This window comes from Bradyrhizobium sp. USDA 4486 (genome assembly GCF_054057995.1).
Genome location: NZ_JBSRZV010000001.1, coordinates 5,380,960 through 5,401,552 on the forward strand (window position 1 = coordinate 5,380,960; position 20,593 = coordinate 5,401,552).

General features: G+C 64.9%; 15 protein-coding genes and 4 pseudogenes. 12 read left to right on the plus strand and 7 right to left on the minus strand.

Annotated elements, in window-relative coordinates; all coding sequences use genetic code 11:
• Positions 1-136 precede the first annotated feature (136 nt).
• The 3 genes from ACVWY3_RS25500 (at position 137) to ACVWY3_RS25510 (ending at position 3,526) form a co-directional block, all read left to right on the plus strand.
• Entirely contained in the window at positions 137-1,069 is a 933-nt protein-coding gene (locus ACVWY3_RS25500) for a DMT family transporter (protein ID WP_456840924.1), read from the plus strand.
• A 257-nt stretch (positions 1,070-1,326) separates the two neighbouring features.
• Positions 1,327-2,262: a DMT family transporter gene (locus ACVWY3_RS25505; protein ID WP_456840925.1), complete on the plus strand. Its 936-nt coding sequence runs from the start codon at positions 1,327-1,329 to the stop codon at positions 2,260-2,262.
• Between the two features lie 286 nt (positions 2,263-2,548).
• A complete protein-coding gene (locus tag ACVWY3_RS25510) occupies positions 2,549-3,526 on the plus strand; it encodes a Bug family tripartite tricarboxylate transporter substrate binding protein (RefSeq protein WP_456840926.1) in 978 nt (325 codons plus the stop codon).
• Positions 3,527-3,698: 172 nt separating this feature from the next.
• Here ACVWY3_RS25510 and ACVWY3_RS25515 read toward each other — a convergent pair whose 3' ends face one another.
• Entirely contained in the window at positions 3,699-5,384 is a 1,686-nt protein-coding gene (locus ACVWY3_RS25515) for a methyl-accepting chemotaxis protein (RefSeq protein ID WP_456840927.1), read from the minus strand.
• Positions 5,385-5,635: 251 nt separating this feature from the next.
• On the opposite strand from ACVWY3_RS25515, the pseudogene ACVWY3_RS25520 reads away from it, so the two are divergent.
• From ACVWY3_RS25520 to ACVWY3_RS25540, 5 genes and pseudogenes are all read left to right on the plus strand, one after another.
• Positions 5,636-6,681 (plus strand): annotated as a pseudogene (locus tag ACVWY3_RS25520) (C-terminal binding protein).
• A gap of 86 nt (positions 6,682-6,767) precedes the next feature.
• Positions 6,768-8,111: an ABC transporter substrate-binding protein gene (locus tag ACVWY3_RS25525; protein ID WP_456840928.1), complete on the plus strand. Its 1,344-nt coding sequence runs from the start codon at positions 6,768-6,770 to the stop codon at positions 8,109-8,111.
• Between the two features lie 176 nt (positions 8,112-8,287).
• Positions 8,288-9,244: a carbohydrate ABC transporter permease gene (locus ACVWY3_RS25530; RefSeq protein WP_456840929.1), complete on the plus strand. Its 957-nt coding sequence runs from the start codon at positions 8,288-8,290 to the stop codon at positions 9,242-9,244.
• Positions 9,237-10,133, plus strand: a complete 897-nt coding sequence (locus ACVWY3_RS25535; RefSeq protein ID WP_456840930.1) for a carbohydrate ABC transporter permease — start codon at positions 9,237-9,239, stop codon at positions 10,131-10,133. Before ACVWY3_RS25530 ends, ACVWY3_RS25535 begins: the two co-directional genes overlap by 8 nt.
• 241 nt (positions 10,134-10,374) lie before the next feature.
• Entirely contained in the window at positions 10,375-11,730 is a 1,356-nt protein-coding gene (locus ACVWY3_RS25540) for an esterase-like activity of phytase family protein (protein WP_456840931.1), read from the plus strand.
• Positions 11,731-11,859: 129 nt separating this feature from the next.
• Here the strand turns inward: ACVWY3_RS25540 and ACVWY3_RS25545 are convergent, their stop codons facing one another.
• The 6 genes and pseudogenes from ACVWY3_RS25545 to ACVWY3_RS25570 form a co-directional block, all read right to left on the minus strand.
• Positions 11,860-12,693 carry a TonB family protein gene (locus ACVWY3_RS25545; RefSeq protein WP_456840932.1) on the minus strand — a complete coding sequence of 278 codons (834 nt, stop codon included), beginning with the start codon at positions 12,691-12,693 and terminating at the stop codon, positions 11,860-11,862.
• Positions 12,693-13,139: a TonB system transport protein ExbD gene (gene exbD / locus ACVWY3_RS25550; protein ID WP_456840933.1), complete on the minus strand. Its 447-nt coding sequence runs from the start codon at positions 13,137-13,139 to the stop codon at positions 12,693-12,695. The genes ACVWY3_RS25545 and exbD overlap by 1 nt, the downstream gene beginning before the upstream one ends.
• A gap of 4 nt (positions 13,140-13,143) precedes the next feature.
• On the minus strand, positions 13,144-13,920 hold the full coding sequence (gene exbB, locus ACVWY3_RS25555; RefSeq protein ID WP_456840934.1) for a tonB-system energizer ExbB: 777 nt from the start codon (positions 13,918-13,920) through the stop codon (positions 13,144-13,146).
• Between the two features lie 28 nt (positions 13,921-13,948).
• Positions 13,949-14,449, minus strand: a pseudogene (gene hutX, locus ACVWY3_RS25560) (heme utilization cystosolic carrier protein HutX); the annotation flags it as partial.
• 23 nt (positions 14,450-14,472) lie between these two features.
• Positions 14,473-14,806 (minus strand): annotated as a pseudogene (locus tag ACVWY3_RS25565) (antibiotic biosynthesis monooxygenase family protein).
• Positions 14,807-14,904: 98 nt separating this feature from the next.
• Positions 14,905-17,256 carry a TonB-dependent hemoglobin/transferrin/lactoferrin family receptor gene (locus tag ACVWY3_RS25570; RefSeq protein WP_456840935.1) on the minus strand — a complete coding sequence of 784 codons (2,352 nt, stop codon included), beginning with the start codon at positions 17,254-17,256 and terminating at the stop codon, positions 14,905-14,907.
• Between the two features lie 260 nt (positions 17,257-17,516).
• Between ACVWY3_RS25570 and ACVWY3_RS25575 the strand changes: the two genes are divergently transcribed.
• From ACVWY3_RS25575 to ACVWY3_RS25590, 4 genes and pseudogenes are all read left to right on the plus strand, one after another.
• Positions 17,517-17,723 carry a hemin uptake protein HemP gene (locus ACVWY3_RS25575; RefSeq protein ID WP_456840936.1) on the plus strand — a complete coding sequence of 69 codons (207 nt, stop codon included), beginning with the start codon at positions 17,517-17,519 and terminating at the stop codon, positions 17,721-17,723.
• 6 nt (positions 17,724-17,729) lie between these two features.
• Positions 17,730-18,680, plus strand: coding sequence for a heme/hemin ABC transporter substrate-binding protein (locus tag ACVWY3_RS25580; protein ID WP_456840937.1), 951 nt, complete (start codon positions 17,730-17,732; stop codon positions 18,678-18,680).
• Complete coding sequence (locus ACVWY3_RS25585) at positions 18,677-19,771, plus strand: FecCD family ABC transporter permease (RefSeq protein WP_456840938.1); 1,095 nt, start codon at positions 18,677-18,679, stop codon at positions 19,769-19,771. Before ACVWY3_RS25580 ends, ACVWY3_RS25585 begins: the two co-directional genes overlap by 4 nt.
• Positions 19,768-20,572: pseudogene (locus ACVWY3_RS25590) on the plus strand (heme ABC transporter ATP-binding protein). The gene ACVWY3_RS25585 and the pseudogene ACVWY3_RS25590 overlap by 4 nt, the downstream one beginning before the upstream one ends.
• Positions 20,573-20,593 lie beyond the last annotated feature (21 nt).

A 20,593-nucleotide genomic window follows, 5' to 3' on the forward strand; every position in this document is an offset into this window, starting at 1 on the left:
TGCATGGTCGCGATGCACCCGCCCCAGGTTGATGCAACCGCGATTTCCGTGTCTTTGGGCCAGGCCGGGCGATCAGCCGGCCCTGCTATCGCCGGGTCGGGGCCCCGGCGCATGACGCGGGGCCATAACAACCACAATGACCGCCACCGGGCAGACCACGGGCACCGAGACCTCCGGTCACAACTGGATTGCCAACCAGCCTTATCTGCTGCTCAGCATCACCGCGCTGTGCTGGGCCGGCAACGCCATCGTCGGGCGCCTGGCCGCCGGCCACATCCCGCCGGTGACGCTTTCGTTCCTGCGCTGGACCTTCGCCTTCCTGCTGGTGCTGCCGTTCGCCTGGAAGCACCTCGCCCAGGATTGGCCCGCGATCAGGGGTCGGCTCGGCCTGATGATCACGCTCTCGATCATCGGCATCGGCGCCTTCAACACGCTGCAATATTGGGCGCTGGAGCATACCCAGGCGCTCAACACGCTGCTGCTGCAATCGGCCGCGCCGCTCCTGGTGGCGCTGTGGTCGCTCGCCATCCTCGGCGTCCGCCTCACCGCAGGCCAGGCGTTCGGCGTGCTGCTGTCGATGTGCGGCGTGCTGACCATCCTGCTGCAAGGCGATTTCACCGCGCTGTCGAACATCGCGTTCAACAAGGGCGATCTCATCTTCATCGTCGCGCTCATCTTCTTCGCGCTGTATTCGGTGCTGACCCTGAAGCGGCCGCCGATGCACGGTCTGTCGTTCCTCGCCTTCACCTTCGGCGCAGGCGCGGCGTGTCTGATTCCGCTGGAGATCTGGGAGCTGTCGGCGCGCCCGGTCATGAAGCTCGACGGCCCGAACCTTCTGACGCTGTTCTATGTCGCCGTGTTTCCCTCGACGCTCGCCTATTTCTGCTTCAATCGCGGCGTCCGCCTGATCGGCGCCAACCGCGCCGCGCCATTCTTCCATGTCGTGCCGGTGTTCGGCTCGATCATGGCGATGGCGTTCCTGGGCGAGCACCCGCGGGCCTTCCACTTTATCGGATTTGCGCTGGTGCTGTCGGGCGTGTTCGTGGCGTCGAGGAAGCAGGCGAGTTAATTCGCCCTCGTCGGGCGGGCAACGCGAAGCGTGCCCGCCATGCCAGCCGCAACGGAGAGAATGGCGAGCACGGCGCGCGAAGAGCGCGCCTTCGCCCACCCTTAACGATCTGTCAGACGCGGAGAGACTGTCAGGCCTTCGATGTTCAACATATTAACCGCCAATGACACCTCCGCAGCTGGTGCACGCATTGTAGCATTGCGGCGGCGTGACTTGTGTCATATCGGCGATCCGGCGCAAGCTCGTTGCCAACGCCAATGACGATCGCTTCGCCCGCGCCAAAGGCCGCCAATCCGGCCAGTTGGCTCAACAACCAGCCTTATCTGCTGCTCAGCCTGAGCTCGCTGTTCTGGGCCGGCAACATCGTGCTCGCGCGCCATGTCGGCGCGCATGTGCCGCCGCTGACGGTGACTACGATCCGCTGGTTCGGCGTGTTCCTGATCCTGCTGCCGTTCGCCTGGCCGTATCTGAAGCGCGACTGGCCCGCCCTGCGCAACAGCCTGCCCCTCATGCTGTTCCTCTCGCTGGTCGGCTTTGCCTTCAACAACGCGATCTCGTACTGGGCGCTGCAATACACGGAGGCGCTGAACGCGCTGCTGATCCAGTCGGCAGGTCCCCTGTTCGTGGCGCTGTGGTCGCTGGTGCTGTTCGGCGTCGGGCTGACCGGAGCACAACTCGCCGGCATCGCGATCTCGCTGCTCGGCGTGCTGATCATCATCCTGCGCGGCGATCTCGCCGCGCTCGCCGGCATCAGCTTCAACAGGGGCGACCTCATGTTCGCCTCCTCGCTGGTGGCATTCGGAATCTACTCCGCCTTCATCCCGCGCCGGCCGAAAGTTCATCAGCTCTCGTTCCTGTCCTTCACCACCTGCTGCGGCGCGATGATGCTGCTGCCGACCGCGATCTGGGAAGCCAGGAGCGGCAGCGCGCTGCAATTCGACAGCGTGACGCTGATGACGCTCGGCTACATCCTGATCTTCCCCTCGACGCTCGCCTATCTCTTCTTCAACCGCGGCGTCGCGCTGATCGGCCCGAACCGCGCCGCGCCGTTCTTCCATCTGGTGCCGGTGTTCGGCTCCGCGATGGCGATCCTGCTGCTCGGCGAAAAGCTGCAGCCGTTTCATCTGATCGGCTACGCCCTGGTGCTCGCCGGCGTCATCATCGCCTCGCGGCAGGGCTCTGCGGTAAAGTAATTCCGCGCCGCGGGCGCACGACAAGTCTCGTGTCCCGAGCGGGGCGCAGCACGCGGTGATGCGCTGCTGAACCGGGAGCCAGCTTGCCGCGGCATGGGCCCCGGCTCTGCAGCGCACCGCTTCTGGACGATGCTTCGCATCGCCAGGGAGCGCTGCCATAGCGCGTCCAAGACGCGCGTAAACGCGCTGATGGCGTCCGGGGCACGAGATCGAGTTACTCTCGTCTTTTGATTTTTAGCTGGACAAGCTAGGTTCCCCGCCAACGAAAAAGAGGGAACGTCTGAACATGCTGACATCATTGATCCGAACGCTGCGCACCGCCGGCGCGGCCGCGCTCTGCCTCGCCGCGGCATGCGCCGCGCACGCCGAGACCTGGCCGAGCCGCAACATCACGCTGGTGCTGCCGTTCGCCGCCGGCAGCGGCACCGACACCACGACGCGGCTGATCTCGCAGCATCTGTCGCAGGCGCTCGGCGTCGGCATCGTCATCGAGAACAAGGCCGGCGCCAACGGCATGATCGCCGCAACCTATGTCGCGCGCGCCGCGCCCGATGGCTACACGTTGCTGGTGACGACCAACACCACGCATTCGGCCAATCCCTATCTGCTCAAGAGCCTGACCTACGATCCGGTCAAGGACTTCACCCCGATCGCCCGCACCGGCGATCTGCCCTTCATGCTGGTGATCCACCCCGATGTGCCGGCCAGGAGCGTTGCCGAGCTGGTCGCCTACGGCAAGGCCAATCCAGGCAAGCTGAGCTACGCCTCGGGCTCATCCTCGGCGATCGTGTCGGGTGCGACTTTTGCGCACAAGGCCGGGCTCGACCTGTTGCACGTGCCCTACAAGAGCTCGCCGCCGGCGCTCAACGACGTCATGGGCGGCCGCGTCTCGATGATGTTCGTGGACATCCTGACCGGCCTGCCCCATGTCCAGGGCAACGCGCTGCGCGCGCTCGCCGTGACCACCAAGGACCGCACGCCGCTGATCCCGAGCCTGCCCTCGATGCAGGAGGCCGGCGTGCCTGATTTCGACATCTCGTCCTGGCAGGGCTATTTCGGCCCGGCCGGCATGCCCAGGGAGATCGTGACGCGCCTCAATGCCGAGATCCGGAAGATCGTCGAGAAGCCGGAGATCAAGGCCCAGCTCGCCACGCTGGGCATGGACGCGTTCTCCGGCACGCCCGAGGAGCTCGGCACGTTCGTGAACGAGCAGCTGGTGCTGTGGGAGCGGCTGATCCGGGACGCGGGGATCGAGAAGCAGTAGAACGGTCTCGTGTCCCGGACGCGGCGCAGCGCGAAGCGGTGCGACGCTGAGCCGGGACCCGGATTGCCGCAGCATGCACCCCGGCTCTGCGGCGCGCCGCTAAAGAAGCGCTGCCATAGCGCGTCGAAGACGCGCGTAAACGCGCTGATGCGTCCGGGGCACGAGGCCTGTGTTACGCCGCACGCACCTTGGCGAGGAAGCCGTCAACTGCGCTGCGCAGCGCGCCGGACTGGCTGTCCAGCTCGCGGGCGTTGGCGAGCACGTCGGTGGCAGCCGCACCAGTCGCTTCCGCGGCCGAGGTGACGCTGCCGATGTTGGCGTTGATCTCGTTCGAGCCGGCCGCGACCGACTGAATGTTGCGGGCGATCTCGCGCGTAGCTTCGCCCTGTTGCTCGATCGAGGCGGAGATGCCGGCGGTGATCTCGCTCATCTCGGCGATGGTCTGCGTGATGCCGGCGATGGCCGCGACCGCGTCGCTGGTCGAAGTCTGCATGGCCGCCACTTGCGCCGAGATCTCCTCGGTCGCCTTCGCGGTCTGATTGGCGAGCGCCTTGACCTCGGAGGCGACGACGGCGAAGCCGCGGCCGGATTCACCGGCACGCGCCGCTTCGATGGTGGCGTTGAGCGCCAAGAGGTTGGTCTGTGCCGCGATCGAATGGATCAACTTGACGACCTCGCCGATCTTCTCGGCGCCGGAGGAGAGCACCTGGACGGTGGCGTTGGTGCGCTCGGCGTCGTTGACGGCCTTGCTCGCCACCTCGGTCGAGCGGGTGACCTGGCGGGAGATTTCCGCAACCGAGCTCGACAGCTCCTCGGCGGCGGCGGCAACCGTGCCGACATTGCCGGAGGCCTTTTGCGAGGCCGCGCCGACGGTGGCCGCACGCGAGGAGGCGTCGCTCGCGGTCGCGGTCATCGACTGCGCCGTCGACTGCATGCCGGCCGCGGCGGAGGAGACCGAGCGGACGATGCCGTTGACGCTGCGTTCGAAGTCGTTGGCGATGTCCTCCATCGCGCTGCGACGTTCCGCCGCGGCGCGCTCCTTGGCATCCGCCTCGGTCTTCTCGAGGTCGCGGATGCGCAACGCGTTGTCCTTGAAGATCTGGACTGTGGACGCCATCGCGCCGACCTCGTCGCTGCGGCCGACGCCGGGAATGTCGCCCTCGAGCTTGCCCTCGGCGAGATCCTTCATGCGGGCGCCGAGCGATGCCAGCGGACGGCTGATGCTGCGGCCGATCATCCAGGCGACGCTGCCTGCGACGATGACGATGCCGAGCATGGCAAGGCCAAGCAGCCAGTAGACCGGGCCCATCTTCTGGTCGATGTCCTCGAGATAGGCGCCCGTGCCGAGATACATGTCGAAACCGGGCACGGCGACCGCGTAGCCGAGCTTGCGGATGGGCTCCGGCTGACCGGGCTTCACATATTCGTAGAACAGAAGGATGTCGCCATTGGCCCTGACGCCGTCCATGATCTCACGGGACAGCTTGCGGCCGTTCGTCTCCACGTCCATGCGGTTCTGGCCGATCTGCTTCGGATCCGGCGCGAGCTGCGTGATGCCGTCATAGGTGGTGCCGAATAGATAGCCGGAGCCCTTGTCGTAAGTCATCGCGTTGCCGTAGCGACGCAGCTCCGCAAGTGCGGCGTCCTTGGTTATCTCGCCGGCATTGACCCGCTTCATCAGTGTCGCGGCATAGTTGCGGGCCAGCTCGACGATTGCCTTGGTCTGGTCGATACGCGCATTCACCATCTCGCGCTTCATCAGATAGCCGGCGAGAACTCCGGAGATGCAAAGGCCGAACAAGGTGACGCCGACAAGGATGCCAAGCTTGGGGGCGATCTTCAGATTGCTCAACTTCACGGGATGGCTCCGGGCAAAAAAAGGTTATCGGCACGCGAGTGAATCGATCGAAATTGAATCAACTTTTAGGGAGGGACCCTTAGCAAGTTACTTACGTGCCTCCGTAGAAGCCCTGACCATGCCGGCAAAACCGGGAATAATCATCGGTCCGGACAACCGGCAATTGTACGCACCCGCCTCGATTTCGCGTAAAAGACGCAAAGGCCCGGAGAAGGCCGGGTCACAACAAGAAACCAAATCGGGAGCAGAGAATGCCGAAATACAGGGTGGTGACGCCGAAGGGTGCGAGCTTCACGGTCGCGGGCAGCGATTATTCCTACGAGCGCGAGGCGCTCGATCCGATCGATGCCGAGATCATCGAAGCCCCCGCGAGCGAGGCCGAGTTCATCGCCGCCGCGAAGGATGCCGATGCCATCTATGCCAAGGGTATCCCGATCACCAAGACCATCATCGACAGCCTGCAGAGCTGCAAGGTCATTACGCTCGGGTCGGTCGGCGTCGACAGCGTCGACGTCAAGGCCGCGACCGCCCGCGGCATTCCCGTCACCAACATCCCCGACACTTTCATCGAGGAGGTCGCCGACCACGCCATGATGCTGCTGCTCGCCGGCTTCCGCCGCCTGGTCGAGCAGGATCGCATGGTACGCAACGGCCGCTGGGCCGAAGGTCGACCAGCGCTCTTGAAGATCCCGCGGCTGATGGGCCAGACGCTCGGCTTCATCTCGTTCGGCCGCGTCGCGCGCGCGGTTTTGCGAAACGCGCAGCGCCCTTCGGCCTGCGTATGATGGCCTATGATCCCTTCATCCAGGAGACGCTGATGTACGACCACGGCGTCATCCCGGCGACGCTGAACGAGGTGCTGTCGCAATCCGACTTCGTCTCGATGCACGCTCCCGCACGACCCGAGGTGCATCACATGCTGACCGAGAAGCACTTTCGGCAGATGAAGAAAGGCTCGATCTTCATCAACACCGGCCGCGGCGCCACGGTGGACGAGGAGAGCCTGATCAAGGCGCTGCAAGAGGGTTGGATCGCCCATGCCGCCCTCGACGTGCTCGAGAAGGAACCGCCCTCGCACAACAACCCGCTGCTCGGCATGGAGAACGTGACCCTGACCGCCCATGTCGCCTCGGCCTCGGCACGGTTTGACGAGGCGCGCAAGCGCCGCGTGGGCTACGAATTGTCACTGGTGCTTCAGGGCATGTGGCCAGTAAGCTGTGTCAACCCGTCGGTGCTGCAAAACACCGCGCTTCGCCGCTGGCAGCCCGTCAGCATGGATCGCGGACCGAACAGTTAGGCGGACGGCGCGCATACGCGCCACAAACGGACGAGACCCTTCACCGGCGATCAACGCCGGGAAGGGACGACAACAGGGAGGAACTGATGAGGAGCGACCTTACACGTCGTGACGCCTTGGCGCTGGGCCTATCCGCCGCAACGCTTGCCGCCACCGGCGCTGCAGCGCAAACATCCAATATCAGAGCTGCCGATGTTCCGGCACCCAAGCTCGAGATCGAGAAAGGCGCATCGCTGCGCATGCTGCGCCCGGTGCGCTTCGTCCAGGCCGACGAGGACGTGTTCCGCGCCAACGCGGCGAAATTCACCAAGGAGACGGGCGTCGAGGTCAAGGTCGACTTCGTCGGCTGGGAAGACATCAACCAGCAGACCGCGGTGACCTCGAACTCCGGCGCCGGCCCCGACGTCATCATCGGCTTCTCCGACGCACCCCACATCTACATCGACAAGCTCATCGAGCTCACCGACATCGCCGAGTACCTTGGCAAGAAGTATGGCGGCTGGCTGCCGCTGGCGCAGCGCTACGGCAAGAGGAACAAGAGCGACGCCTGGATCGGCCTGCCGTTCGGCGCCACCGCCGGCCCCCTGATCTACCGCAAGTCAGTCCTGCAATCGGTCGGCTTCGACAAGGTTCCGGAAGATCATGCCGGCGTGGTCGACGTGTGCCGCAAGCTGCACAAGGCCGGCAAGCCGGCGGGCTTCGCGCTCGGCAATGCCAAGGGCGATGGCAACGGCTTCGCCAACTGGGCGCTGTGGTCGCACAACGCCTCCCTGCTTGACGAAGAGGGCAATGTTACCATCAACAGCAAGGAGACGATCGCAGCGCTGAACTGGGTCAAGGAGCTGTACCCGACCTTCATCGCCGGTACGCCGTCCTGGAACGACGTCAGCAATAACCGCGCCTATTCCTCGCAGGAGATCTCGCTGACGGCCAACGGGGTCTCACTATACTTCTCGCTGAAGAACGACCCGGCCACCAAGGCGATCGCAGAGGACAGCGAACATCAGCTGCTGCCCAAGGGCCTCGCCAAGGTATCACCGATGGCGGGCCTGACGCTGAACGCCATGGTGTTCAAGCACAGCCCATACCCCAACGCCGCAAAAGCCTTCCTGCAATACATGCTCGAAAAGGACCAGTACGAACCGTGGCTCAATGCGAACAGCGGCTACTGGTCCCAGCCGCTGGCCGCCTATGCCGAGGCCGCCGTTTGGTCGCAGGATCCCAAGGTCAAGCTGTTCAAGGACACCATGAACAGCACCTATTATGACGGCTACAAGGGCCCGATCTCGACCGCCACCGGCGCGGTCAGCGCCGATTACGTGCTGGTCCAGATGTGCGCTTCCGTCGCCACCGGCGCTGCCACGCCGGAGGCCGCGGCCGCCGAAGCCGAGCAGCGCTGCAAGCGATACTTCCGGCGGCAGGGCCGGTGAGAGACAAGCAAGACGGACATCATTGCGCGAGCAATGACAGGCCATTATTCCGGGATGGTGCGCAAGCACCAGACCTCAGGTGCGCAATTTGGGCATCTGGAATCTCGAGATTCCGGGTTCGATGCTGCGCATCGTCCCGGAATGACCTTGTGGCGCCCTGAAAAGACAAAGATCCGATGTCCGTAACCGCTCTTTCAACGCACAGCGTGGTGGCCCGGCAGCCGAACTGGGTCGCGCGGCTGTTCGACTACAAGCCGTTCCTGATCGCGATGTGTCTTGCTCCGGCGCTCGGGCTGCTCGCCGTGTTCCTGACCTATCCGCTTGGCCTCGGCATCTGGCTCGCCTTCACCGACACCACGATCGGGCGGCGCGGCATCTTCGTCGGCGTCGAAAATTTCCAGTACCTGCTGACCGATCCCTTGTGGTGGAACGCGGTGTTCTACAGCGTGTTCTACACGGCGGTCGCGACCTTCGGGAAGTTCGCGCTCGGCTTCTGGCTCGCACTGCTGCTCAACAATCATTTTCCATTCAAGAGCCTCTTGCGCGCCATCGTGCTGCTGCCCTGGATCGTGCCGACGGTGCTCTCGGCACTGGCGTTCTGGTGGATCTACGATCCGCAATTCTCGATCATCTCCTATCTCTTGGTCGACGTGCTGCACTGGCGATCGGGCAATGTCGATTTCCTCGGCTCGCCCTGGCCGGCGCGGTTCTCGCTGATCGCGGCCAACATCTGGCGCGGCATTCCCTTCGTCGCGATCTCGCTGCTGGCGGGCCTGCAGACCATCTCGCCCTCGCTCTATGAAGCCGCGATGCTCGACGGCGCCAGCGCCTGGCAGCGCTTCCGCTACATCACCTTCCCGATGATGATGCCGATCCTCGCCATCGTCATGACCTTCTCGATCATCTTCACCTTCACCGACTTCCAGCTGGTCTATGCCATCACCCGCGGCGGGCCCGTCAACTCGACCCATCTGCTTGCGACCTTGGCGTTCCAGCGCGGCATCGCCGGCGGCGAGCTCGGTGAAGGCGCCGCAATCGCGGTGTCGATGATCCCGTTCCTGGTGTTCGCGACGGTGTTCTCCTATTTCGGCCTGGCGCGCCGCAAATGGCAGCAGGGAGAGAGCAATGACTGATACCGTCGCGCAAGGCTCTGCCGTGGCCAAAGCCGCTCCCGACACCATGGCCTGGGATTCCGGGCTGCGACGGCTGATGATGATCTATCTGCCGCTCGGCTGCTTCGTGCTGATCCTGCTGTTTCCGTTCTATTGGATGGCGATCACCTCGTTCAAGCCGAACGCGGAGCTGATGAACTACAAGGATCATAATCCGTTCTGGATCTCCTCGCCGACGCTGGCGCATATCAAGCACCTCTTGTTCAACACCGCCTACCCGCGCTGGCTGAAGACCACGATGCTGGTCGCGATCGGCTCGACCACGCTGTCGCTGATCGCGAGCACGCTCGCCGCCTATGCCATCGAGCGCCTGCGCTTCCGCGGCAGCCCCTATGTCGGCCTCGGCATCTATCTCGCCTATCTCGTGCCGCCGTCGATCCTGTTCATCCCGCTTGCGACGGTCGTGGTGCAGTTCGGTCTGTTCGATTCGCCGCTTGCCCTGATCCTGGTCTATCCGACCTTCCTGGTGCCGTTCTGCACCTGGCTGCTGATCGGCTATTTCAAGTCGATCCCCTACGAGCTCGAGGAATGCGCGCTGGTCGACGGCGCGACGCGGCTGCAGATCCTGCGCCGGATCACGCTGCCGCTGGCGGTGCCCGGTCTGATCTCGGCGGGCATCTTTTCCTTCACGCTGTCCTGGAACGAGTTCATCTACGCGCTCGCCTTCATCCAGAGCGGCGCCAACAAGACCGTGCCGGTCGCGATCCTGACCGAGCTCGTCACCGGCGACGTCTACCAATGGGGCGCGCTGATGGCCGGCTCGCTGCTCGGGTCGCTACCGGTCGCGATCTTTTATTCGCTGTTCGTGGACTATTACGTGTCCTCGCTGACCGGTGCGGTCAAGGAGTAGACTCGTTCTCTCGTTCCTCTCCCCGTTCCTACGGGGAGAGGATTGGGGTGAGCGGCTGTTTCCGCGAATACAATGAGAGACGGACTCGCGGAAGCAGCCCCTCACCCGGAATTTGCTGGCGCAAATTCCGGCCTCTCCCCGCGAGCGCGGAGAGGCGAAGAGCGCTGCGGCGTTTGGTCCGGCTTCACAAAACTGCAATATGCGATCCGCATAAGGCGTCGTCCGCCAACAGGAGACGCACATGCGCGCGACCTTTCTTGCCTCCGTCGCAACGATCATTCTCACCGCGAGCACCGCGCTCGCCCAAAACGAGAGCGAGTTCCCGGCCAAGCTCGCCGGCCACGTGGTGATGCCGGCCGCCACCTTCATCGACGCGCCGAGCGACGCACCCGCCGATCTCAAGACGTCGGGCAAGTACACCACCGGCAAGCGTGTCGACGCGCTGGGCACCGTGATGGGGAAGTCCTATGAGCGTCCGACCGGCGTCTCGCTGCCGTTCAAGGGACAGCCGCTGCAGGGCCATTCCGGCATCAAGACCATGCCCGACGGCACTTTCTGGGTGATCACCGACAACGGCATGGGCGCCCGCGCCAACTCGCCGGATTCCATGCTGTACCTGAACCGCTACAAGATGGATTGGGCCAGCGGCAAGATCGAGCGCCAGGAGACCGTCTTCCTGCACGATCCCGACAAGAAGGTCCCCTTCCGCATCGTGCACGAGGACACCCAGAAGCGTTACCTGACTGGCTCCGACTTTGACACCGAAGGTTTTCAGATCATCGGCGATGTCTTCTGGATCGGCGACGAGTTCGGCCCGTACATCCTGAAAGCCGACAAATCGGGCAAGATCCTCGCCGTGTTCGAGACGGTTGCCGACGGCAAGCCGGTGCGCTCGCCCGACAATTGGGCAGTGGCAACGCCGGGCGCGCCGGGCCAGACCTACACCAACGTCAACCTACGCCGCTCCAAGGGCTATGAAGGCTTTGCCTCCTCGAAGGACGGCAAGTTCCTCTACGGCCTGCTCGAGGGCCCGCTGTGGGATGCCGAGAAGAAGGATTGGGAGAAGGTCGACGGCAAGGAAGCTTCCCGCATCCTCGAATTCGACGTCGCCGCGGAGAAATTCACCGGGCGTTACTGGCAGTATGTGTTCGAGCAGAACGGCAACGCCATCGGCGATTTCAACATGATCGACCCGACCGCCGGCCTGATCATCGAGCGCGACAATGGCGAAGGCACCGCCGACAAGGCCTGCCCGCAAGGCCAGCGCGGCGAGAACTGCTTCCCTGACATCGCCAAGTTCAAGCGCATCTACAAGATCGAGCTCTCGGATGCCAATGTCGGCAAGCCCGTGCGCAAGATCGGCTATATCGATTTGTTGAAGATCCAGGACCCCGACAAGAAGGCCAGGAAGCCGCTCAACGACGGCGTCTACACCTTTCCGTTCTTCACCATCGAGAACGTCGATCGCGTCGACGACACCCACATTATTGTCGGCAACGACAACAATTTGCCGTTCTCCTCCAGCCGCGATCCCAACAAGGCCGACGACGACGAGTTCATGCTGCTCGAAGTCGCCGATTTCCTGAAGGCGAGGTAAGGCCCGCCTCCTTCCAACTGTCATCGCCCGGCTTGACCGGGCGATCCAGTACGCCGCGGCGCCAGCGATTAGATCGCGAGGCCTCGGCGTACTGGATGCCCCGGTCAAGCCGGGGCATGACAGCGGGGGCTACCTCACCGTAAACTCCACCGGAATCGAAAAGCTCATCGAGCCGTTCTTGATCTCGTCGGGGATCGGCGGAAACGGCGAGGCCTGGCGGACCATCGACATCGCCTGGGCATCGAATGCGGCGACGCCTGACAAGCCGACGAGACGGCTCGATGTCACCTGCCCGCTGCGGCTGACGGTGAAGCTCAGCCTTGCGACGCCGCGCTGGCCATTGCCGCCGGACGGATAGGCGTGGAAGCGCATCAGATGCGCGCGGACGCGCTGATTGTAGGACGCGATCGCTGAAGCGACTGAGCCGGCACTCATGGCCGATGCCATCGGCGCCTCGCGCTCGGCGCGCGGCGGGGCGCTGGTGCGCGGCGCGGGTGTTGCGTCCGACGGTTTCTTCGCCTCGCGGCGAACCACCTTGGGCTTCTCGGGCGCCGGCTTTCCGACCGGCACGATCCTCGCCGGCGCGGGCCTCGCCGATGTCGGCTCAAGCTTCTGTTCCGGTGGCGCCACCACGTCAGGCTTTTCCTGCGGCGGGGTCGGCGCGATGGTCTCCTCGACAGCCTGCTGTTGCACCGGCTCGGGCGGCGAAGCGTCGGCTTCCTGCATCAGCGGACCTGGCGCGACGTTGTCCAGTGTCGGCTGCGGCGCCGTGGTGACCGGCGACATGTCGATCATGATCGCCGGCAGGCCGACGCCCTGCTCCGGCTGCGACCTGATCCAGTTCATTGCAATCAGCGCAGCGGCGACATGCAACGCCACGATCACCGCGGCCGCGACGCCCCACCGCGCGGTTTCGCGCTCGCCAAGCGGCTCGTGTAGGGCAAAGGCGTTCGCGGCAGCCATCAGCTGCGTCCGTCAAGGCCGACGAGCGCGACCTTGAGATAGCCGGCATTGCGCAAGGTGTTCATCACCTCCATCAGATCGCCATAGCTCACCGCCTTGTCGGCGCGGAGATAAATGCGCTCATCCTTGCGGCCCTTGGTGGCGGCATCGAGTGCCGCAGCGAGACCATCGCGAGCCATGGTGTCTTCGCCAACGGCGACGGTGAGATCCGGCTTCACCGTCACGAAGGTCGGCTTGTCCGGCCGCGGCGAAGGCTCGGCGGCGGTTGCCGGGAGCTCGACGCCGATGTCGACGGTGGCGAGCGGGGCGGCCACCATGAAGATGATCAAGAGCACCAGCATCACGTCGATGAACGGCGTGACGTTGATCTCGTGGGTGACGTCGAGATCGCCGGGGTCGCCGCGCCTCAGCGGCGATCCGGTGCGGGCGCCGAGCTTCGCAGCCATGGCCCTACTCCGCCGCCCGCGCCAAACGGAAGTCCCTGTGATCGCGCTGGCGGCTGACCAGCAGCATCAGCTGAGCCGAAGCATCGCCGAGCAACGCGCGGTAGTTCGCGATGCAGCGGACGAGGTGATTGTAGATCACGACCGCCGGGATCGCGGCGACAAGGCCGAGCGCGGTGGCGAGCAGCGCCTCCGCGATGCCGGGCGCAACCACCGCAAGGCTGGTGGTGTGGCTCTCGGAGATGCCGATGAAGGAGTTCATGATGCCCCAGACCGTACCGAACAGCCCAACGAACGGCGCGGTGGCGCCGATGGTCGCGAGCACGCCGGTGCCGCGCGCGATTTGCCTCGACATCGCCGCCTCGACCCGCTCCAGCCGCAGGGCCACGCGCTCCTCAAGACCGTCGTCCAGGACGCCGCCGGAAAGCTCCGCCTCTCTGGCGCAGGACTGGATGAGCTGGGCCACCGGATCGTGCGCATCGCCGGCCTTCTCTGCCGCCTCCGCCAGCCTGATATTGCCTTCGAGCGCGCGCGTGCGCCGCAGGGCCAGCGCGCCCTTGCGGCGCAGCTCGATACTCTTGGCGAGCCACACCGTCCACGTCACCAGCGAAGCGACGGCGAGGCCCACCATCACCGTCTTCACGACGATGTCGGCACCGAGGAACATGCCCCAGGGCGACAGATTGCGCGGCAATAGCGCCTCGTCGATCGCGTAGGCCGACGCCGGCGCAAGCGCCAGCGCGATAGTGACGATCATTTGCCGCAGCCTGGAGATGCCCTGCATCCTGATCCTCCGATGATAGAAAGTGGCGGGCGGCGATGCGGTCTGCAAGCTGCCGGAATCGCGCGTGCTGGTCGCTGCGCAGCGCCCGGGTCTCGTCGCGGCCGACGAACACCTTGAACATGATGCCGCCGTCGGCATTGACGAAGGCGACGAAGGCAGAGGTCTTGCCCATGAACGGACGCTCGACGAAGGCGACGCCCGCGCAACGCTCGTGGCGGAGATGGCCGTGTAGTCCCTTCGGCTGCATCAGGTTGAAGTAGCCGCGGCCAATCTCGCCCGCGGGAACGCTGCCTGTGAACTCGAAGATCGCATCGTCGGTGTGGACGATCAGCATGACCTCGCCCCACTCCGCGATGTCCTGCATGGCGGCGGCAAAATGCTCGCCACTGCCGATGCGGACCATGGTGAACGGCAGCGCCTCGATCACCGCACGCGGCGTGACCTTGCGCTCGCGCGCGACGTCCTCGATCACCGCGCCGGGGTTGTCGGCCATATACGCCTTGAGCTCGGCGAGATCGGTGCTCAGCATGTGCGGCTCCTCTCCTGCACCATCTAAGCGGCCGCGGCCTTGCGCTCGCTCTGGATCACCTCAAAGCCCTCGAACTTGGGATGGCCGAGGTAAAGGCTCTCGCCGGTCCTGTTGTCGGCGCGCGCGTGGGCGCGGCGGAATTCCTCCGAGCGCGTCCAGGCCTCGAAGGCCGCCTTGTCGACCCTAGCTCGTGTGCGACGAATACAGCGTGTGGTCCTCGGCCTCTGGTCCCTTCAGCAGATGAAACTCGACGAAGCCCGGCATGTTGGCGAGATAGGATTCGCGGGTAGCCCAGACAGTCTCGAACGCAGTCTCCGCGCCCTTCTTCACCTGAAAGCGATTCATGGCGATGAACATAAGAGTCTCTCCTTCTTCTCAAGACGAAAACGCGCCGAAGCCGCGCTGGAGCATCAGCGCGGCCCGGCGGAAGTTTGTGGTGTTGCGGCCCCCAGGGCTCACGCACCTCCAAAGTGGATCTTCAGGCCGGCCTTGTAGACTCTGCCCGGCCCCGGGCTCGTCCACAGCACGTCGTTCTGCGTGGTGCCGTCGGTCGAGCTGCCGGGGATGGCGTAGGGCCGGTAGTACTGGTTCAGGAGATTGTCGATCGAGGCCGAGAACACGACGTCCTTGGTCGCGGCATACGTCATGTAGAGGTTGATCAGGTCGTAGCCGGTCGAAGGCACATAGCCGGCAGGGATGTCGTTGTTCGGACCGTAGGACGCCCACTGCGCCGACAGGACCAGGCTGCGATCGAGCAGGCGGACGCCGCCTGTGGTGACGACCTTGGTCGGGGTGATGGTGGCGAGCCCGATATTGGTCTGGACGTTCTTGCCTTTGATGTAGTGACCGGCAACGCCGACGAACCAGTCGCCGGCATCGTACATCGTCTCCGCCTCGAAGCCCTCGATGCGAGCATTGGCGATGTTCTGGTACTGGTAGAACTGGCTGAACGAGCCGAACGGCGGCACCGCGACCGGCGCCGAGGCGACGAGATCGATGTAGTCGGACACGTCGTTGCGGAACAGGTTGATCTTGCCGCGGAACGAGTCGTTCGCGCTGAAGATGTTGTCGTATTTCAGGTTGATGCCGATTTCCTTGTTCTTGCCGACTTCAGGGCGAAGATTCGCATTAGGCAGGAAGCAGAACAGACCGACGGTTCCGTTCGGACAGACGAAGAAGGCCGGTCCGCCGCCGGTCGCATGTGCGCCGGAGATCACCGTCTCGGTGATCGACGGCGCACGATAGCCTTCGGCATAGCTGACATAGGGCTGGAAGCCCGCGACCGGCGTGACGCCGAGCGTGATCTTCGGCGAGAAGCGGTCGCCGCCGGTATTGGTCGTGCCCGACTGCAGATTGTAACGGTCGTAACGGATCGCACTGATGGCCTCGAACCACGTGCCGTAGTTCTGCTTGAGCTGCAGGAAGCCGCCCGACACAGTGCGGATGCCGCTCGGCGTCGTGACGTTGGAATTGCCGCGGCTGTCGGTCGTGATCACGTCGTCCTGGAACGCATCGACCCCGTAGGTCACGGCGTTGCGCCAGTCGCCGACATTGAAGCGCGTGGTGTTGTTGGCGTCGAAGCCCACCGTGTTCAGCGTGTAGCCGCGCTTATCGCCGATGCAGCCGGAGATGTTGTTGCCGAAATTGCCGGCGCCGCAATAGGCCGCGCCCGAGGTCGAATAGTGATAGGTCTTGGTCTGATCCTGGTCGGTGCGGTTGCCGTAGACCGACACGTGCGTGTCGAACAGATTGTCGCTCGGCAGCGAATAGTTCCAGGTCAACGTGCCGGTGTAGTTCTTGACGTCGGACGCATAGACCGACGAGCCCTGATAGAGCGCGCGCTGGGCCGCGGTCGCCACCGGGCCGGTGTTGAACTGGCCGATATTGTATTGATAGTCCTGGAAAGTGGCGCCGAACTTGACCTCGTGGCCGAGCGCCGGGCGCACCGTGAGCTTCAGCAATCCGGCTTCGACCTGGTTGCCGGTGTTGCCGATCTCGGTGCCGTTGCCGTCCTTGTAATTGCCCTGCGTGCGGTAGACTGCGCCGCCGAAGATGTCGACGCCGGGCGTGGCGCGCACGCCGCCGAATACCGAGCCGAGGCCGCGCGCATTGTTCGTGCCGTAGGATCCGGAGAGATCGATGCCCCAGCGCTCGCCGGGACGCAGCACGTCGTTGACGTCCTTGGTGCGGAACGAGACCAGGCCGCCGATCGCGCCCGAACCGTAGATGTTGGCCGTCGGCCCGCGCACGACGTCGACTCCGCCGATCAATTCAGGATCGAGGAAGAACGAGCCGTTGGCGTTGTGGCCGGTGCGCTGGAAGTTCTGCCGCGCGCCGTCGACGACGATGGCGACGCGGCCGAAATCCTGCAAGCCGCGGATGTTGATGACTGTCGCCGGATCGTCGCCGCGCTCCTGGAACGACACGCCGGGCACCGCGTAGAAGATGTTCGACAGCCGGTTCGGCTGAAGCCCCTGGATCTGATCGAGCGAGATCGAGCTGACCGGCGCGAGCGCCTCGATCGCGCGCTCCTTGGTCTTCGTTGCGGCGACCGTAATTGTATCAAGCACCTGAACCGGCGCGCTGCCGCCAGCCTGGGCACGCGCGTTCAAGGCTTCGGGCGTTGTCTGCTGCGCGACTTGCGGCTTGGGCGGCTTGCGCCTGACCTGCTTCGGCCGTTCCGACGACGCGTTTTCGGCTTGCGGCGGAGCGGCCTGCGCAAGGCTGCTCTCCGTCACCACTGCCGCCATTGAAACCACCGACGCGCCCAAAATCAGGGCGCGCGAATACCTAGCCCCGTCAGCCATATCAGCCCCAGCCTGCACTTCACTTCAATTTTTGGAGTCGTCTGGCTGGCGCGCGTTCGCATGCGAACGACTGGCTGGCTGATTTTCTCGAGTCGCGGACCTGCTGTCCGCTGTCACAATTGGTTACGCGGCAACACCCAGGCGGTCAATGACATCGGGTTGCAGTTTATATCGATTGTAAATTGCAGCCGTTGGAATGCGCTTCGCGCCGCTTATACAAACAGGCAGCACTCAAGAACTCGAAAGCGCATCACACGACCATGTCGGCAGCGTCCGGAGACCATAGCGGCGATGCGGCAGGGCCGGCGCAAAGCCCTTCTGCAACAACGAGAACCCTCATCATGCGAGGGAGCCGGATCGACAGCCGCGAGCTGTTTGCGGCGGAGCGCGAGATCATCATCGCGCATGGCGAGGACAGCTATCGCCTGCGCCTGACCTCGCAGAACAAGCTGATCCTGACGAAGTAGATCGCAATGACATTGTGTCGCACCCTCGCAAATCTCCTGCTATCAGGCACGATCGCGCTCGCCTCCGCAGCGCACGCCACCGATATCATTGTGCATGACGCCCGCAATCGCGACGTCACTATTGCCGACTTCGCGCGTACGGTCTCGATCGGCGGCGCCATCACCGAGATCCTCTATGCGCTCGGGCTCGAGAGCCGGCTGGTCGGCGTCGACACCACGAGCCTCTATCCGGCGGCAGCGCTGAACGACAAACCCAATGTCGGCTACATGCGCCAGATCTCGGCCGAGGGCGTGCTCGGCCTCAATCCTACCCTGATCCTGGCGATCCAGGGCTCGGGCCCGCGCGAGACCATGGACATTCTGGAGACGGCGAAGGTGCCGCTGGTGCTGGTCCCCGAGACTTTCTCCGAGGAAGGCCTGCTCAAAAAGATCAAGCTGGTCGGCCATGCCATGGGCGTCGATGCGCGCGCCGAGTGCCTCAGCGCCGCGGTCAGCGCCGATCTCGCCCAGCTTCGCACGCTGCGCGCCAAGGTCACCAAGCCGGTGCGCGTGATGTTCGTGATGTCGCTCCAGAACGGGCGCGCCATGGTTGCCGGCCACAAGACCGCGGCCGACGAGATCATCCAGCTCGCGGGCGCGGCGAACGCGGTCGACGATTACGACGGCTACAAGATCATCGGCGACGAGGCGATCGTGGCCGCCAAGCCTGATGTTGTCCTCTCGATCGAGCGCGGCAAGGATTCGCTGCAGGCCGATGCGGTCTATGCCCATCCCGGCTTCGCCCTGACGCCGGTCGCCGCCAACAAGAGCTTTATCACCATGGACGGGCTCTACCTGCTCGGCTTCGGGCCGCGCACGGCGGCGGCGGCGCGTGATCTCGCCGTCAAACTCTATCCGGCATTGGCCGAGAGCGGCGCGTTCACGTCGGCCCTGTCGGCGGCTAATTGCCGGCAATGAGCGTGGCGGTCGGAGTCGAGGCGCGGAGCCCGCGACGAGCTGGTGCGGGCCGTCGGTTCACATCGGTGGCGATCCCTCTCCTTGTCGCGGTGCTGGTGGTCACCGCCATCGTTGCGCTGACGGTCGGCGCAGCCGGCATTCCTCTCTCCCGTCTGCCTGCGGCGCTCGGCTTTACAAGCAGCACGCCCGCCGATGCCATGACGGCGCGCGACCAGCTCGTGCTGTGGTCGATCCGCATCCCCCGAATCGCGGCGACCGCCATGGTCGGCGGCCTGCTCGCCGCGGCCGGCGCCATCATGCAGGGCCTGTTCCGCAATCCCCTCGCTGATCCCGCGCTGGTCGGCGTCTCCAGCGGCGGGGCACTGGCGGCCGCGAGCGCGATCGTGTTCACCGACTCGCGCTTCGGCGAGACACTGCGCTTTCTCCAGACCGAGCTGTTGCCGCTCGCGGCCTTCGCGGGATCTCTGGCGACGACCGCAATCCTTTACGGCATCTCCAGTCGCGCTGGCAGAACCTCGATCGCGATCTTCCTGCTCGCCGGCGTCGCCATCACCGCGATCACCAATGCCGGCATCGGGCTCTTGGTATTCATCGCGGACGACCGCCAGCTCCGCGACATCACCTTCTGGATGCTGGGCTCGATGAGCGGCGCGACCTGGACCAAGGCCGCGGTGCTTGAGCCGGTCCTCGTTATCGGGCTTGCCGCCTGCGCGTTCATCGCGCGCGGCCTCGATCTGCTGGTGCTCGGCGAAGCTGATGCCTTTCACGGCGGCGTCGACGTCGAGCGTCTCAAGAAGATCTCGATCGTGATGGTCTCCGCGATGACGGGTGTCGCGGTGTCGATCAGCGGCGTGATCGGCTTCGTCGGCATCGTGGTGCCGCATCTCCTCCGCCTCGTGATCGGGCCGGCGCATCGCCTGTTGCTGCCCACTTCAGTGCTGCTCGGCGCGATCCTGACGGTCGGTGCCGACACGCTGGCGCGCACCATCGTGGCGCCCGCGGAGATGCCGATCGGCATCCTGACCGCGGCGGTCGGCGCGCCGGTCTTCCTCGGCATCCTGCTGCGGCAGCGCGGGCTCGCCTCGCTATGAGCGCCGTGATCGAGGCGCGTGCCCTCAGCAAGCGCGCCGGTCGCGCGACGCTGCTCGACGGCGTCGGCCTGACGGTCGCGGCCGGCGAGACGGTCGCGATCATCGGCCCGAACGGCGCCGGCAAATCGACCCTGCTGCGGCTGCTCTCCGGCGATCTGCGCCCGAGCGAGGGCGAGGTGCGGCTGAAGCAGCGCGACATCAGCAGCTACACGCCGCGCGAGCTTGCCGGGCGCCGCGCGATGCTGTCCCAGCACATCAACGTCACCTTTCCCTTCACGGTCGAGGAGATCGTGCTGATGGGCGCGGGCGAGCGCAGCCCGCGCGAGGCAGGCAAGCTCGTCGACGCGGCGCTGGGCGAGGTGGGGCCTTTCGCATTTCCGCGACCGGCAATTGCCGACGCTGTCCGGCGGCGAGCAGCAGCGCGCCCATTTCGCCCGCGTGCTGGTGCAGCTCGCCGGCGGCGAGGCCGAGCACGGGCCGGGCGTGCTGCTGCTGGATGAGCCGACCTCGAGCCTCGACCTGCGTCATCAGATCGACCTCGTCGAAGCGGCGCGCCGCCGCGCGGCTGGCGGCACCGCCGTGATCGCCATCCTGCACGACCTCAACCTCGCGATCCGCTTTGCCGACCGGCTGGTCGTCCTGAGCGGCGGCCGGCTTGCCGCCGACGGCCCGCGTGCGGACATCGTCACGGGCGAGAGGATCCGCGAGATCTTCGAGATCGACGCCATCGTTCATAGGGGTGATGACGGCGTGCCGTATGTGCTGCCGCAGTCGATGCGGGCGATTCAGACCGAAATTTAGCCATCCTGTTTCCGCATAGGC